Consider the following 13,809-nt stretch of genomic DNA (forward strand, 5'->3'; position numbering starts at 1 on the left):
ATCAACATTTGGGTGTCGGTCCAAGACGGCCTGTCCCAGAACGCCGCCGCGGGTCACCGTCCGGAACGCTCGTCCGCCCTGTAGAACATCGGATTGTTCACCCAGTCCTGTATGGCTGACTCGCGCCAGCCGGCGCAGCGCGTGCTGATCTTAAGCTGGCTGGGAAAGCTACCCTGCTGGATCTTGCGGTACAGGGTCGCCCGGCTGAGACCCGTGCGGTCGAGCACGGCCTTGATCCGGAGTATGCGGTCAGTTGTCTCGGTCTGCATTGCCATCACCTTGCATCTGGTGCGTCGCCGGGATGCGGCCTTGGCAAGAGTGAGATGGAATCGACTGCGACGGAACGGCCCTGAAGCGCCAGGATTGTCGTTCTTTGGCCATCTATGACTATCGGACGCGGATGGTCGGGCCGGCGGATCAAGCTATCTAGTGTCAGGGCGTCTCACGTTCGCGACGTGACCGCGCTCTACGCCGCTGACGCGCCGCCGAGTCGCTCTGCGGCGTCTCGGTCCGTTCGGATCACGATCGGCTGACGCGTGTGCCGGCGGTGCCGGCGAGTGGAACGCAGGGATTAGCTGAGCGCGCACTGGGGCTTCTTGCGAAGCCGCCAGGGGTCGCGGCGCTTTTGGTTTCCGCGTGGCGCACTCGATCCGGCCGGAAGGCGCGGCGGTGGCTGGCCCACAGGCCCGCGCGCACGCCGCCACGACGGCCGGCCGGCTTCGAGAGCGCTGCTTTGTGGGAGCTTCGGTGAAGCTCGGGCAGCGCTGCGCGCTGAAACGCTGCGGACGCCGCGCAGGCGCGGCGGCGTTGGCCTCCGGCACTCGATCTGGCGGGGTGGGCGTCGCTACCCTCTAGTCCCGCCGCGGCGTGCCGCAACCTGGGCTTCGCCCAAGTCCTTCTCTGCGTTGCGGCCCTGCGGGTGCAGCCCGCCTCTGTCGGCGGGACTGCCGGTGCGCTCCTGCCGCCCACCCCGCCATTCCGGCGCCGGTTGCGGTAGTTTGAGGAGAAGGACAATGGAACTCAGGCATATCGCACTCGCCGATCTCTCCGTCTCGGCTGCCAACATGCGGGCGAGGGGGAGCAAGCCGGACATCGCCAACATCCTGCCATCGGTGCGGGCACGCGGCGTGCTGGTGCCGCTGATCGTGCGTCATGCGCAGGAAGAGGGGGAGTTCGAGATCGTGGCGGGCAAGCGGCGCTACCATGCGGCGCTGGTGGTTGCCGAGGAGAGCGGGGAAGGGGAGGCCTTGCCGTGCGCGGTGATCGCGGCGGGAGACGATGCAGCGGCACTCGAAGCCTCGTTGATCGAGAACATTGCGCGGCTCGACCCGGATGAGGTGACCCGCTGGGAGAGCTTTACCCGGCTGGTGCGCGAGGGCCGCTCGCCCGAGGATATCGCGCTCACGTTCGGGCTGACCGAGCTGCAGGTGAAGCGGACGCTGGCGTTGGGCAATTTGCTGCCGCGCATCCGGGGGCTCTACCGCAAGGGCGACATCGACGTCGCGACGGTGCGGCATCTCACCCTTGCGCCTAGGGCGCGGCAGCGCGACTGGCTGGCGTTGCTCGACGACCCCGACGCCTATTGCCCCACCGGGCATCAGCTCAAGGCGTGGCTGTTCGGCGGCGCGTCGATACCGCTCGGCGCGGCGCTGTTCGACATCGCCGACTATGCGGGCGAGATCGTCTCGGACCTGTTCGGGGATGAGCGCTTCTTTGCCGATGCCGCCTCCTTCTGGACCGCGCAGACCGCCGCCATCGAGGCCAGGGCGGAGAACTATCGCGAGGCGGGGTGGCGCGAGGTCGTCGTGCTCCCGACCGGCGAGGCGTTCCACGGCTGGGAGCATGAGCGCTGCCCCAAGCGCAAGGGCGGCAAGGTGTTCCTCGTGGTCGGCGCGCGCGGCGATGTCACGGTCCATGAGGGCTATGTGTCGTGCAAGGAGGCGCGCAAGCGCGAGAAGGGCGAGGCGTCCGGGACGGGCGAGAAGCCGGTGCGCCCGGAGGTCAACGCGCCGATCCAGAATTATATCGATCTTCACCGGCATGCCGCGGTGCGCGCGGACCTTGTCGGCCAGCCTTCGGTCGCGCTGCGGCTGATGGTGGCGCATGCCCTCGTCGGATCATCGCTCTGGAGTGTCCGTATCGAGGAGCAGCGCGCGCACGGCGACGCGATTGCCGAGAGCGTCGCGGGCTGCGCATCCGAAGCGGTATTTGACGAGAAGCGCCGCGCGGTGCTGGCGCTGCTCGGCTTCGATCCCGAGACCCCGACCGTGCGCGGTGGCTATGATGGCGAGCATGGGCTTGCCGGGCTCTTCGTGCGGCTGCTCCAGCTTCCCGATCCTGCGGTGTTCGATGTGGCGGCGGTGGTGATGGGCGAGACGCTCGAATCTGGCAGCGCGCTCATTGAAGTTCTTGGGCCATTGCTTGGCACCGACATGGCCAAGGTCTGGAGGGCCGACGACGCCTTGCTCGATCTCATCCGTGATCGCGCGGTGCTTGGCCACGTCCTCGCCGAGGTGGCGGGGGAGGCAGTGGCCAACGCCAACGAGGACGCGACCGGCAAGGTTAAGCGCACCATCGTCCGCGATTGCCTCAACGGCACCAATGGCCGCGCCAAGGTCGAGGGCTGGGTACCCCGCTGGATGGCGTATCCGCCTTCCACGTACACCCAGCGCGGCGGGGTGGGGTCCGTTGCGCGCGCTGCGACGGTGGCGGGCCTTGCCGCCGCTCCCGAGCCGCTGCCGCTGCGCCGCGCGGCGTAATCCGTTGGCTGGCGGCTTCGGTCGCCAGCCTCTCTTTCGCTTGGGAGACAGGCCATGTCCGAACCCACCGATCCCCCCCGTGCCCGGCATATCCGGCGTGCGATCCGCAAGCTGCCTCGCGCCGAGCGCGAGATATTTCTCGCACTGCGCTCCGACGATGCGCTGACCTATGCCGAGCTTGGCGTGCGGCTCGGGGTCAGCGCCGCGATGGTCGAGCGCCTGTTCGCACGAGCGCTCGGCAACTTCATGTCCAACCTCGACCGTCGGCCCCGGCGCTGGTGGCGCTTCTGGTAGCCGGAGCGCGAAGCCTCGCGGACAAGTCCGTGAGGCTTCGCTTTGTCGATTGGCTCGGATAGGATCGCCGCACATGCGTACCGACCTCGATCATCTGCCCGAACAGCAACAGCGCGAACTTGCGCGTGCCTGCGAGGTACTGCTCGAGGAATTCCACAAGGCAATTTCGCGCGCGACCCAGCCGCACAGGCGCAATGGCAAGGTCTACAAGATCATCTTGTTTGGATCGTATGCGCGGGATGATTGGGTCGATGAGCCCGAGAACGGCTATCAGTCCGACTTCGATCTGCTGATCGTCGTCAGCCATGGCGACCTGACGGACATTGCCGATTATTGGTATGTCGCCGAGGACCGGATCGCGCGCGATCCGCTGATCGACCGGCCCGTGAACATCATCGTGCATTCGCTTGATGAGGTGAATCAGGCGCTCACGCGCGGGGAGTATTTCTGGACCGACATCGCGCGCGATGGTGTCGCGCTTTACGAATTGCCCTGTCATGCTCTCGCTGCTCCCAAGCCTCTTACCGCAACCGATGCATATCGAATGGCGAAAGAATATTATGATCAGTGGTCACACTCGCTGGATGTTTGGATCGAGCGTGCCCAAATCGCTGCGACCAAATCAGAAGATCCGGAGTGGCGAAAGGCAGCCGCATTCGATCTCCACCAGTCAGCTGAGCGTGCGTACATCTGTTTCCTACTCGTCGAGACGCTCTACTTTCCGCGTTCGCACAACATCAAATTCTTGCGGTCGCTTTCCGAGGACAAAGACGATCGTCTTGTTGCTGCTTGGCCTCGTGAAACCAAGCAGGATCGTGCCCGGTTTGAGCGGCTGAAGCGCGCCTACGTCGAGGCGCGTTATTCCGCGAGCTACGCTATCACGGGTGATGACTTGAAGGCGTTGGTTGAGCCCATCCTGTCGCTGCGTGAGATCGTCTCGCGCCTCTGTGAAGAGCGGTTGCGGGATTTGATGCAGAGAGTCGTCGATGCCAGCCCGTCTTAGTGAGGCAAAATCTACGGGGTATTAGTCCCCTGAGTAGAGCGATTCACGATAAAGCCGGGCGATGAGAACGGCGTTGGAAGACGACGCGCCGATGTCTTTAGCCTAAAAGACTTGGACATACACATCGGCCACCCGGCCCTTATGCAGCACGATAGCACGCAGCTGCTTGACACCATATCGGCGAACCTGGCTCCAGCATGTCACACAGAGACATTGCTCTACGATTTTGCGCGGAGTCCAGATCCGCCGCTCCCGGGGGAGACAGGCATATCCGGGTAAGGCTCGAAGTCGCAGCCGCTTTTCCACATGCTGAGCATCGCAACCGCAATTTTTCTCGCGACCGCCATGCGGGCGTTTCTATAGCCCTTGCGCTCGGCGAGCGCCTTACCCCAGTCGCAGATCGCGGATTGACCGGCTGCCCGTGACAACATCACTCCAGCGGACAAAAAGAGATGTCCGCGTGTCATCGCGTTTCCCTTTCGCGAAATGCACGAATGTCGAAGGGAAGTGCCAGACTGCTTCAGCCTAGGCACCATCCCAAGATATGCGCCGACGTTGACGGACCGGCTGAAACGATGCGGATCCTCGATAGCCGTGTAGAAAGAGACCGCACAAACGGGCCCGACACCGGGAATCTGCAAGAATCGTTTCGTGGCCGGGTGGGTCTGCGCAAATTGGGCGATGCGCCTGTCGGCTCGCACAATATGTGTCGTTAGTTCTTCGCTAACGTCCAACATCGGTTGCAGCTGTTCCGCTGCTTGGCTGGTGAGTTCGGAGCCAATCGCGCTAAGTCGTCCTTCGACCGTCGACCGATATTGCTTTCCCCCAGTGATTTTCTTTACGTCACTTCCATGACTTCGGAGAAGTGAGCGAAGGCCGTTGCGGACTGCGACCCGTTGCTTAACAAGATGATGGCGCACGACGAGCTCGCTTCTGACGAGCTGACATTCAGTGCTCCGGACGAACACTCCCAATTGGCCTATTCGACCCAACCGAGCGATGTCGGCGAGTCCGCGGGCATCGTTGCCGTCAGTTTTGTTGTAGCGGATTGATAGAAAACGGTGGACCTTTCCAGCGTCTAGGATGAAGGCTGGGAAGCCCAGTTTCCGTAGTCGTCGCGCCAACCCTTGTTCGGCGCCGCTCTCCATTACGACAGATGCGATGCAGTCTAGCGGGAAGCGTGCGAGCACATCCGCAATCGCAACTGAGCTTGACGCGGTTTCGCACTCCAGTTCGGGGTATTCTCCTGCCCCGTACACGCAGATGCTGGTAGAGATTTCGCCAACGTCTAGGCCGACCCACCGAGGTAATGGTTCCATGATACGGCTCCCAGCATTCAATTGGGAGACGGGCTCCAGCTTGGGATCTAGGTAGCGACGGCATCTTCGCTCCTAAAGAACGAGGTTTCGGAGTTCCGCCTCCCTGGCTCGAATCGAGCCTGCTAGCATTATACCATTCCCGGCAACGAAAGTGACCCGCCAAGTTCCAATGACGCCGGCCTCACTGACGTTTTCTGTCCGGGGACAATCAGTATGCTGCGAAGGCGCCGCGATCATCACCGGTGGACCATGGCTCGCCGTTGCGGCCGCTGGGCGGCATTACGCGGGCAGCAAATGGTGCGCCACCTTCAGGCAAAAACATCCCCGTCTTGGATGCCTCGACCTATGGCCGGTCGGGACCACGCGAAACCATTGCCTCCGCCATTCTTCCCCGCCGCTTTGCGCCTCCTCGCGAGACAAGAATAGCGTCCGCTTCAGGTCCTCCGCTCCGCTTCGGCCGTGCCGGTGCGCGCCGCCCCTCGGGCCGGCCAATTCCGGTCGCATCGACGGGAACGGTTCCCGCGAGAAAGTGGAGAAAGACCATGCCTGCCATCGGATATGTCACCCGCGACGACAACGGTTCTTTCAAGGGCCAGCTCAAGACGCTCAGCATTCGCGCCGACGTTTCGATCATCCCCAACGCCGGCAAAGGCGCCGAAACCCAGCCGGACTATCGCGTGCTTTCGGGCGATGTCGAGATCGGCGCCGGCTGGAATCGCCGCGCCGAGAGCAGCGGTCGCGACTATGTGTCGCTCAGCCTTGCGGCGCCCGAGTTCGGGCCGCGCCGGCTCTACGCCAATCTGGGGGCAGTGCCCGGTGAAACCGACCGCTTCGCGGTCATCTGGAATGCAGCCGATTGATGGCTGGAAGGCGCGCCGCCCCGCGGTGCGCCTTCCATTTTACTCAAGCAGGTTTCGCGCGCCCGCGGCGCGCCGGCGCCGGTGCCGGAGCTGCTGCAGCAGTTTTTGCCGCGCGCCCCTTGGCTCCAAGACCGATCTTGAGCGCCATTTCGCGCCGCTGCGCCGAATAGCTTTCCGCCACCATCGGGTAGTCGGCCTTGAGCTTGTAGCGCGCCCGATATTGTTCTGGAGAGAGGCCGTGCGTATTCAGATGCCGGCGCAGCGTACGGTAGGGCTTGCCGTCGATCATCGAGATGATGTGATCCTTGGACGCAAGCGACTTGCGCGCCGAAACTGCCGGCGTAAATTCTTCCTCGGCAACTTGCGTTTCGTCGCTCGCCGTTGCCGATGATCCGCCAGCAAGTTCGCTAAGCGTCGCGTGCATCGTGCGGAGAAAAGCCGGGACGTCCTCCGCCGATGTCCGGTTGTTCTGATTTCCCAGCCACGCGATCGTTAGTCCAGTCGCAAGCTCGACCGCATTCAATGAATTCTCTTCAGACATTTCGACCCCTCGTCCGATGACGCAAAATCTACCACACATCGGTAGAGCGAACGTCATAAGCAAACTGTTGCGGGAGTCGAATCTACAGATCTTCGGAACCGACTTTTGCTTTCGCAAACGCGCGAATGCCGCGCCGCCGCCAGATCGCTGTCAGTCGCTCGCTGTCCTCACTGCGTATCTTCGCCGCCGCTTCACTGAGAATGCCAAACAGCACCGCGCGGTCATCATCGATCAGTTCGATGAGCCCGGCCTTGGCGACGAGACCGCCAAGCTCGATGAGCTGGCGTGTCCGCTCGCGTCGTTTCATCACCCAAGTTCGTCGGTCGTCACGGGCGATCCGCATCTCTCGCCGATGCCGCATCACCTGGACTTTCTGTAGCGCCGCGGCTGTTGCCGCCAGCGCCGCTACGGCCATGCGATGTGCGTTGAAAGAAGGACGCGCCTCGCTTGCGCCACGCCTCCTTCGCACTGCTTTCCTTGGTATCGACCGCGGCGAGCAGCGCGCCGGCCAGCACTTCGAGCGTGAGGGTGTCCGCGCCTACGGCGACCACCAGGTCACCGAGCTGCTGGATCTTGCGTGCGCGCAACTGCTTGGCCTTCGCGTCGAGCTGCTTCAATTCCGAGTCATAGTCGCGCGGTCTTCGCATTGTACTGCCCTTAGAAAGCTTTCCGGCATGCGCAGTTATGGGCGGATACGATCAGTGTAAATGCCGTGAAACATCGTGGGACACACGTTTCCCGATAATGATGAAATCTCTTGAGGGCGCGCTTATACGTCGTGCCGACGTCGCTTGTGTAGTGTAAGTGGATTGCCGTCATGGCGATCTACCACTTCTCGGCGAAGATCATCTCACGCGCCAACGGGTCGTCGGCGCTGGCGTCTGCGGCCTATCGCTCTGCTTCGCGGTTGCACGACCAGCGGCTCGATCGCCATCACGACTTCTCGAACAAGGCGGGTGTCGTGCATTCGGAAGTGCTGCTGCCGGACGGCGCACCGGACCAGTTCCGCGATCGGGAAACGCTGTGGAATGCCGTCGAGGGGGTCGAGCTACGCAAGGACGCGCAGCTCTCGCGCGAAGTGGAGTTCGCGATCCCGCGCGAGCTGGACCAGACAGAGGGCATCCGGCTTGCGCGCGAGTTCGTCGAAGGGGAGTTCGTCGCGCGCGGGATGATCGCCGATCTCAATGTGCATTGGGACATCGGCGCGAATGGCGAGCCCAAGCCGCATGCGCACGTGATGCTCACCACGCGTGATGTCGACGAGAACGGCTTCGGCAAGAAGAACCGCGACTGGAATCGCACCGAGCTTCTGGAGAAATGGCGCGAGCGCTGGGCCGAGCACGTCAATGAACGGCTGGCCGAGCTGGATATCGATGCGCGCGTCGATCATCGTTCGCTGGAAGCGCAGGGCATCGACCTAGAGCCGCAGCACAAGATCGGCCCCGCTGCCGCTGGCATGGCGGCGAAGGGCCTCCAGCTTGAGCGCGTCGACGAGCATCGCGAGATAGCGCGATCCAACGGCGAGAAGATTATCGCCGATCCGCGGATCGCGCTCGACGCGATCACCCGCAACCAGGCGACATTCACCACCCGCGACCTGGCGATGTTCGCGCATCGGCATAGTGACGGGAAAGAGCAGTTTGACCATGTGATGGCCGCGGTGCGCGGCTCACCCGACCTGGTCGCACTCGGCAAGGACGGGCGTCGTGAGGATCGCTTCACCAGCCGCGACATGATCGACACCGAGCAGCGGCTTGCCCGCAATACGCAGGCATTGATGGAGCGAGACCGACATCGCGTTCCTCATCGAGCGCGCGAGGATGCACTCGCCCATGCCGAGCAGCGCGGTCTGGTGCTCTCTGCCGAACAACGCGCGGCGTTCGAGCACGTCACCGACGCGCAGGATCTCGGCATCGTTGTCGGCTACGCAGGCACCGGCAAGTCGGCGATGCTCGGCGTCGCCCGCGGGGCTTGGGAGCGCGCCGGTTATCAGGTGCAGGGTCTGGCGCTATCCGGCATTGCTGCCGAAAATCTGGAGAGTGGGTCCGGCATTGCGTCGCGCACGATCGCGAACCTGGAGCATCAATGGGCGCAGGACCGCGAGTTGCTGACCCGTGACCATGTGCTGGTGATCGATGAAGCCGGCATGATCGGCTCGCGGCAGATGGAGCGCGTGGTTGCCGAAGCGCAGAAGCGCGGTGCGAAGGTCGTGCTGGTCGGCGATCCCGAGCAGCTGCAGGCGATCGAAGCCGGCGCAGCGTTCCGCTCGGTGGCCGAGCGACACGGCAGCGTCGAGATCACCGACATTCGTCGCCAGCGCGAGGATTGGCAGCGTGATGCGACGCGCCAGCTCGCTACCGGCCGGACCGGTGATGCGCTGTCCGCCTACGAAGAGCGCGGACATATCCAGGCGGCCGAAACGCGGGAGCAGTCGCGCGCCGACCTGATCGAACGCTGGGATCGCGATCGTGCCGCTGCACCGGCCGCGTTGCGGATAATCCTGACCCACACCAATGACGAGGTGCAGGCACTCAACCAAGCCGCGCGCCAGCGCCTGCGTATCGCTGGGCAACTGGGCGAAGATGTCGATGTGCATGCCGAGCGAGGCTCGCGCACGTTTGCAGCCGGCGACCGCATCATGTTCCTCAAGAACGAGCGCGGCATGGGGGTGAAGAACGGATCGCTCGGCATTGTCCAGAGCGTCACCAGTGCTCGCATGGCAGTGATGCTCGATGATGGACGTGCGATAGCGTTTGACCTGAAGCACTATGCCCAGCTTGATCATGGCTACGCGGCCACGATTCACAAGGCGCAGGGCGTCACGGTCGATCGAGTGCACGTGCTGGCCACGCCGGGGCTCGATCGGCATGCGGCTTATGTCGCGCTTTCGCGCCACCGCGATCAGGTCGAACTCCATTATGGCCGCGATGACTTTGCCGACCAATCGAAGCTGGTGCGCACGCTGTCACGTGAGCGCAGCAAGGATTTGGCGTCCGACTACACGCAGGACTTCGCGGAGAGGCGTCAGATCCGGCTGCCGCAGCCGCTTGTGGAGAGACGGCGGCCGACGCCCACTTGCGATCCGTTCGCCGGGCTTGATCTCCGGCCGGTCACTCCGCCGCCTGCGCGGAGCATGTTCGATGGGCTGGCACTCAGCCGGCAGTCGCCGGCGTGCAGCGTCGAGCCGACCGGTTTGAACAATGCCGTGCAGCGGTTCGCGCGTGCGACCGCCGATATCATGCGGATGCGTAAGGATGGCTATAGCGAGTTGCCGCACCAGCGGATTGCCTATGACAAGGCGCGAGAGGCGCTCGACGCCGTGCGGCCGGACGCGACGCGCGATGTTCGCGCAGCGTTCGTGCGGGACATGGGCCTGATCGAAGAGGCAGGGCAGGGCCGCACCAGCGGCGCTATCCGCGCGATGACCTTGGAAGCTGAGCTGCGCGCCAGCCCGCAGCGCCGTGCGGATCGGTTCGTGGAAGACTGGCAGAGGCTTGCCAAGGCCCATCGCTCGCTTCGTCATGGCGGTGACCTGACTGGCGCTCGCGCGATCGGGCAACAGATGACCGCGCTTGGCAAGAGCATGGAGCGTGACGCGCAGGCCGAGTCGCTGATCCGGAAGCGGCTTCCCGAGCTTGGAATCCAGGCACGCGAAGGGGTTTCGATATCCCACAGCATCCAGGACTGGCTCGGCCTCTCGCGTGGTCGCGGGCTGGGGAGATAGAACCTGCAACATGACACAGGACAGCGCCCTCCACGCCGACACGAACCTCGCCGCTCACGCGTTCGGTGAACTACGTGGCGAGATCAGCCTGCTTCGCCGGGCCGTGGAACGCCTCACCGACGAGCGGACATCGCAGCCCGATTATGCGCCAAGCCTGGAGGCGATCAGCAAGCGGCTGGAAGATGTTTGCGTCTGGGCAGAGCGCGTATCCGAGAGGCCGGCGTTGAAGCTGACGCCCTCAAGCCTGGCGAGCCAGATCACCGCGGCGGCCGAGAACAGTCGCGCGGACGATCAGCGTCTGATGAAGAGTGCAGCCGCCGGCATGGAGGCAGCCACCGGTCGTATCGATGCGATGATCGCGCGGTCTCGCTCCGTGGCCGAGCAAAATCGCGAGTTGCTCAGGAACCGCGTCGGGTTTGCGGTTGCTGGCATGGTGACGTTCGCCATTCTGCCGGGGGCTGTTGCGCGATCATTGCCGGTTAGTTGGGCCGTGCCCGAGCGGATTGCAGCCCGCGTGCTGGGGACTGACATGTGGAGCGCCGGACAGAGCATGATGGCGAAGGCCGACCCGGATAGATGGAGCGAGATTGTCGCCCGGGAGCAGGCGAAGGCGCCAACTCGAAAGTAGAGACAGCTAAGCCAGTGGTCCTTCATCGGCCGTGATGCAATCTACGCATGCTGGTTCATCTACCGCTTATGCGTCGATCCGCTCGTGGCGCATGCCGACGAAATTCGGCGGCGGATCGACCTCGTCGCTTAATCTACCGGGGCTCACCGAAAGCACCGATCGACGGTGACCTCGTCACCGGACTTCACGTGTGCCCGTAGTGACCTCGATACATCGTTTGCGAGTGAGAAGTTTGGGTAGATTTGGCGGTAAAGAGGAGGTCTACAATATAGTTGTCCTATTTCGGACTAAATGACCGCCGCCAATTCCTCCGCGGTGCAGGCCGAGGAATATTGCCACGCTCGCCAATTGTGCGAAACCCTTCGGCTTCGAAGTTACCGAGGGGAGTGAAAGGGGATGGCGCGAGCTGGCAGCGGGGGAACCCGCCGATCGGGTAAGGCCGGTATTCAGGTCAGTGGCGAAGAAGGCGGTGCATGGGCCGAACTCAATGCGCGCCTCGCCGGAACGGATCCGCAGGACGGGCAGGCTCTGCGGGATGCAGTCGCCGCGCTCTATGAAACGGCAGCCGGCACCTTCGAGCCGCTGCTCCAGGACTTCGAGGCGTTCAGCGAAGCCGAGCTCGCGCAAGGCGGCGACGCCCGGGCGGCGCGGGTCGCTCGCGGCGACATCGCGGTCGCCGGCGGCGCGGATTCACTCGCCGCTCTGCTCGACGCGTCGCACCTGCTGCGGGCGCTCGAAGCCAATCTGGCCGAGTTCGGCCGCTATGTCGAAAGCGACCTGGGGGAGGATCTCGAGGCGGCGTGGCGGACCAGCGACGGGCGCCATTATGTCGTCCCCCGCGTGACGCCACTCGCTGCCGCCGACGGCAAGCCGTTCCTACGCCGCGCGCTCCGCCATCACCGGGTAATTCCGACAACGATCGACGGGTTCGGGGTCAGGCTGCACCGCTCGCCGCTCGCGGCCGGTACGTCGGCAGCGGCACAGGAGCGCGCGGAATCCGGCCGCCGCTACGGCGCCGCGCTGTTCCCGGGGCTGAAGGTCACGCTCGGCTTTCCGGGCGACGGCCTCTTCACCGTCGACGGGCTGGACGGGTTCGACGCCGCCTCGGTGATCGAGGCGCATCTTGACGAAGCGGGCAGGGAAAGCTGCTCGGCGATCGTCTGGGGCGAGCTGACTATGCCTGAGACGAGCACGGCCTGGCTTCGAGGACGTTTCGCCGAACGCGCGCTCGATGGCGGAATCGCGCTCCGCTATCTGGTCGCGGGCAGCTGGCATCGGCCGGTCGCGGGCAGGATGCGCAACGTTGCGCCCGTCCTGGACGGGCTGGGCGAGCCGCTGTTTGAGGTCTTCAAATGGGCCAAGTTCAAGATCGATGGGAAGCGCGAGGCGATCGAGCCCGGGGACGAGATCCACATCCTAATCGATGAGGACGAACTCGTCGTGTTCGCGATCTGCCGCGATTTCCTCCAGGAGACCAGGGAAGTGCCCTATCGCAACCTCAACGTCGATGTCGCCATCGTCCCCTCGATGACCTCCGGCGTGCCGGACCCCGACACGATGCAGGGCCATGCAGCGACCGCCCAAACGATGCGTGTCCGCTTCGGCACGCGCACACTCGTCGTCGCCCAGCCCGCCTTTGCGGCCGCCGGCCCTGTCGGCGAGGTGCTCGCGTTTCCGGCAAAGCCGCTCAAGCAAAACAGCGACACCGTCGAGACCGCTTTTCGTCTTTGCATATTGGAAACCCGCTGAGCGTACGCATATTGTAGCGTGTAGTGTAATGTAGTGTATGGTCGCTGCGGGCGGCCGGGAGAATCAATGATGGTGGCATTGACGCAGGCGCGGGGACTCGATTTCGCCGCGGCCTCGCCCGAGGCGGCGCGGACGGCGATCCGCGAGGCGCTCGCCGATGAGCCCAAGGCAGCGCGTCGTGTCTATGCGGCGTTGGCGTACAAGGTGTGGTCACTGCTGGTGGAGCGTCGTTTCGACGCCGAGATCCGCGACTGGCACGCGCTGCTGCACCAGGTGAAAACGCATATCCGCAGCGAGGATATGGCGGCGGCCGAGCGGGTTACAGCGCTTGCCGACCTGCTGCGCGAGTCGATCAGCCTTTCCGAGACCAGCCCGGCGCGCGAGGTTGCCCGCCGTCCCAATGCCAGGCGGATTTTGGAAATGCTCGCCAAGGAGGACGGACTCGTGCCGCGCCGCAAGCTGCTCGATGCGCTCGGCCTGCGCTCGGCCAATCTCTCGAATGTCCTGACGCTGTTGCTCGCACACAATCTCGTCGAGCGGCGCGACAAGGGCAAGGAAGCCGAATTCCGCCTGACGCGCTTCGGGCGGCAGATGCTTGAGAGCGAGGAAAAGCCCACCGCCAAATCCGCCACCCAGGCGCTAGTCCAGGACGTCGATCTGCTGGCCAGGCTGCTCGGCACGGACATGCATACCCCCTCGCGGGAAAATGTCTGGTTCGAACACGGCGTCTATCTGGCGTCGCTGGCCTTGCCCAAGGGCTTGCACGGCCCGGTCTCCATTGGGGACCTCATGCAGGGCGCCTCGGTAACGCATGTGGCGGTGCCGCATTGGTTCGGGGGCGGAAGCCATGTGCCCGCGCCGACTCCGCTCGGCTATCGCCACGGCCGTCTTCCCGTCACTACGCTGTTGCCGGCCCGCTGACGCAGCGATTG

Annotated in this window: 13 protein-coding genes; 8 read left to right on the forward strand and 5 right to left on the reverse strand. The window is 64.1% G+C overall.

Annotation, left to right across the window (positions count from 1 at the left end; genetic code table 11):
- Positions 1-53: 53 nt before the first annotated feature.
- Positions 54-269, reverse strand: coding sequence for an AlpA family transcriptional regulator (locus BXU08_RS03675; protein ID WP_077511972.1), 216 nt, complete (start codon positions 267-269; stop codon positions 54-56).
- A 744-nt stretch (positions 270-1,013) separates the two neighbouring features.
- Between BXU08_RS03675 and BXU08_RS03680 the strand changes: the two genes are divergently transcribed.
- From BXU08_RS03680 to BXU08_RS03690, 3 genes are all read left to right on the forward strand, one after another.
- The gene (locus tag BXU08_RS03680) at positions 1,014-2,759 is read left to right on the forward strand and encodes a ParB N-terminal domain-containing protein (protein WP_077508853.1); all 1,746 of its coding nucleotides are present in this window, start codon (positions 1,014-1,016) and stop codon (positions 2,757-2,759) included.
- A 54-nt stretch (positions 2,760-2,813) separates the two neighbouring features.
- Positions 2,814-3,053: a sigma factor-like helix-turn-helix DNA-binding protein gene (locus BXU08_RS03685; protein ID WP_077508854.1), complete on the forward strand. Its 240-nt coding sequence runs from the start codon at positions 2,814-2,816 to the stop codon at positions 3,051-3,053.
- Positions 3,054-3,126: 73 nt separating this feature from the next.
- Positions 3,127-4,056, forward strand: a complete 930-nt coding sequence (locus BXU08_RS03690; RefSeq protein WP_077508855.1) for a HEPN domain-containing protein — start codon at positions 3,127-3,129, stop codon at positions 4,054-4,056.
- Positions 4,057-4,274: 218 nt separating this feature from the next.
- Here the strand turns inward: BXU08_RS03690 and BXU08_RS03695 are convergent, their stop codons facing one another.
- A complete protein-coding gene (locus BXU08_RS03695; RefSeq protein WP_077508856.1) occupies positions 4,275-5,375 on the reverse strand; it encodes an IS110 family transposase in 1,101 nt (366 codons plus the stop codon).
- 542 nt (positions 5,376-5,917) lie between these two features.
- Between BXU08_RS03695 and BXU08_RS03700 the strand changes: the two genes are divergently transcribed.
- Positions 5,918-6,235, forward strand: coding sequence for a DUF736 family protein (locus tag BXU08_RS03700; RefSeq protein WP_077508857.1), 318 nt, complete (start codon positions 5,918-5,920; stop codon positions 6,233-6,235).
- 43 nt (positions 6,236-6,278) lie between these two features.
- Here the strand turns inward: BXU08_RS03700 and BXU08_RS03705 are convergent, their stop codons facing one another.
- The 3 genes from BXU08_RS03705 to BXU08_RS03715 form a co-directional block, all read right to left on the reverse strand.
- Positions 6,279-6,776, reverse strand: a complete 498-nt coding sequence (locus BXU08_RS03705; RefSeq protein ID WP_077508858.1) for a MucR family transcriptional regulator — start codon at positions 6,774-6,776, stop codon at positions 6,279-6,281.
- An 82-nt stretch (positions 6,777-6,858) separates the two neighbouring features.
- Complete coding sequence (locus tag BXU08_RS03710) at positions 6,859-7,083, reverse strand: conjugal transfer protein TraD (protein ID WP_077508859.1); 225 nt, start codon at positions 7,081-7,083, stop codon at positions 6,859-6,861.
- Between the two features lie 19 nt (positions 7,084-7,102).
- Positions 7,103-7,393: a conjugal transfer protein TraD gene (locus tag BXU08_RS03715; RefSeq protein ID WP_366926573.1), complete on the reverse strand. Its 291-nt coding sequence runs from the start codon at positions 7,391-7,393 to the stop codon at positions 7,103-7,105.
- Between the two features lie 200 nt (positions 7,394-7,593).
- Here BXU08_RS03715 and traA point away from each other — a divergent pair, with 200 nt between their 5' ends.
- From traA to BXU08_RS03735, 4 genes are all read left to right on the forward strand, one after another.
- On the forward strand, positions 7,594-10,500 hold the full coding sequence (gene traA, locus BXU08_RS03720) for a Ti-type conjugative transfer relaxase TraA (protein ID WP_077508861.1): 2,907 nt from the start codon (positions 7,594-7,596) through the stop codon (positions 10,498-10,500).
- 10 nt (positions 10,501-10,510) lie between these two features.
- Positions 10,511-11,128 carry a DUF6118 family protein gene (locus BXU08_RS03725; protein ID WP_077508862.1) on the forward strand — a complete coding sequence of 206 codons (618 nt, stop codon included), beginning with the start codon at positions 10,511-10,513 and terminating at the stop codon, positions 11,126-11,128.
- A gap of 396 nt (positions 11,129-11,524) precedes the next feature.
- Entirely contained in the window at positions 11,525-12,877 is a 1,353-nt protein-coding gene (locus BXU08_RS03730; protein ID WP_077508863.1) for a hypothetical protein, read from the forward strand.
- A gap of 66 nt (positions 12,878-12,943) precedes the next feature.
- Positions 12,944-13,798 carry a hypothetical protein gene (locus BXU08_RS03735; protein WP_077508864.1) on the forward strand — a complete coding sequence of 285 codons (855 nt, stop codon included), beginning with the start codon at positions 12,944-12,946 and terminating at the stop codon, positions 13,796-13,798.
- Positions 13,799-13,809: the final 11 nt, after the last annotated feature.

Origin of the sequence: Sphingomonas sp. LM7, from assembly GCF_002002925.1 — a bacterium.
In the GTDB taxonomy this organism is placed as follows: domain Bacteria; phylum Pseudomonadota; class Alphaproteobacteria; order Sphingomonadales; family Sphingomonadaceae; genus Sphingomonas.

Coding starts and splice junctions, on each gene's coding strand:
- traA (WP_077508861.1), top strand. CDS start 7,594: ATGGCGATCTACCACTTCTCGGCGAAGATCATCTCACGCGCCAACGGG.
- BXU08_RS03680 (WP_077508853.1), top strand. CDS start 1,014: ATGGAACTCAGGCATATCGCACTCGCCGATCTCTCCGTCTCGGCTGCC.
- BXU08_RS03685 (WP_077508854.1), top strand. CDS start 2,814: ATGTCCGAACCCACCGATCCCCCCCGTGCCCGGCATATCCGGCGTGCG.
- BXU08_RS03710 (WP_077508859.1), bottom strand. CDS start 7,083: ATGAAACGACGCGAGCGGACACGCCAGCTCATCGAGCTTGGCGGTCTC.
- BXU08_RS03735 (WP_077508864.1), top strand. CDS start 12,944: ATGATGGTGGCATTGACGCAGGCGCGGGGACTCGATTTCGCCGCGGCC.
- BXU08_RS03690 (WP_077508855.1), top strand. CDS start 3,127: ATGCGTACCGACCTCGATCATCTGCCCGAACAGCAACAGCGCGAACTT.
- BXU08_RS03705 (WP_077508858.1), bottom strand. CDS start 6,776: ATGTCTGAAGAGAATTCATTGAATGCGGTCGAGCTTGCGACTGGACTA.
- BXU08_RS03700 (WP_077508857.1), top strand. CDS start 5,918: ATGCCTGCCATCGGATATGTCACCCGCGACGACAACGGTTCTTTCAAG.
- BXU08_RS03695 (WP_077508856.1), bottom strand. CDS start 5,375: ATGGAACCATTACCTCGGTGGGTCGGCCTAGACGTTGGCGAAATCTCT.
- BXU08_RS03730 (WP_077508863.1), top strand. CDS start 11,525: ATGGCGCGAGCTGGCAGCGGGGGAACCCGCCGATCGGGTAAGGCCGGT.
- BXU08_RS03725 (WP_077508862.1), top strand. CDS start 10,511: ATGACACAGGACAGCGCCCTCCACGCCGACACGAACCTCGCCGCTCAC.
- BXU08_RS03675 (WP_077511972.1), bottom strand. CDS start 269: ATGCAGACCGAGACAACTGACCGCATACTCCGGATCAAGGCCGTGCTC.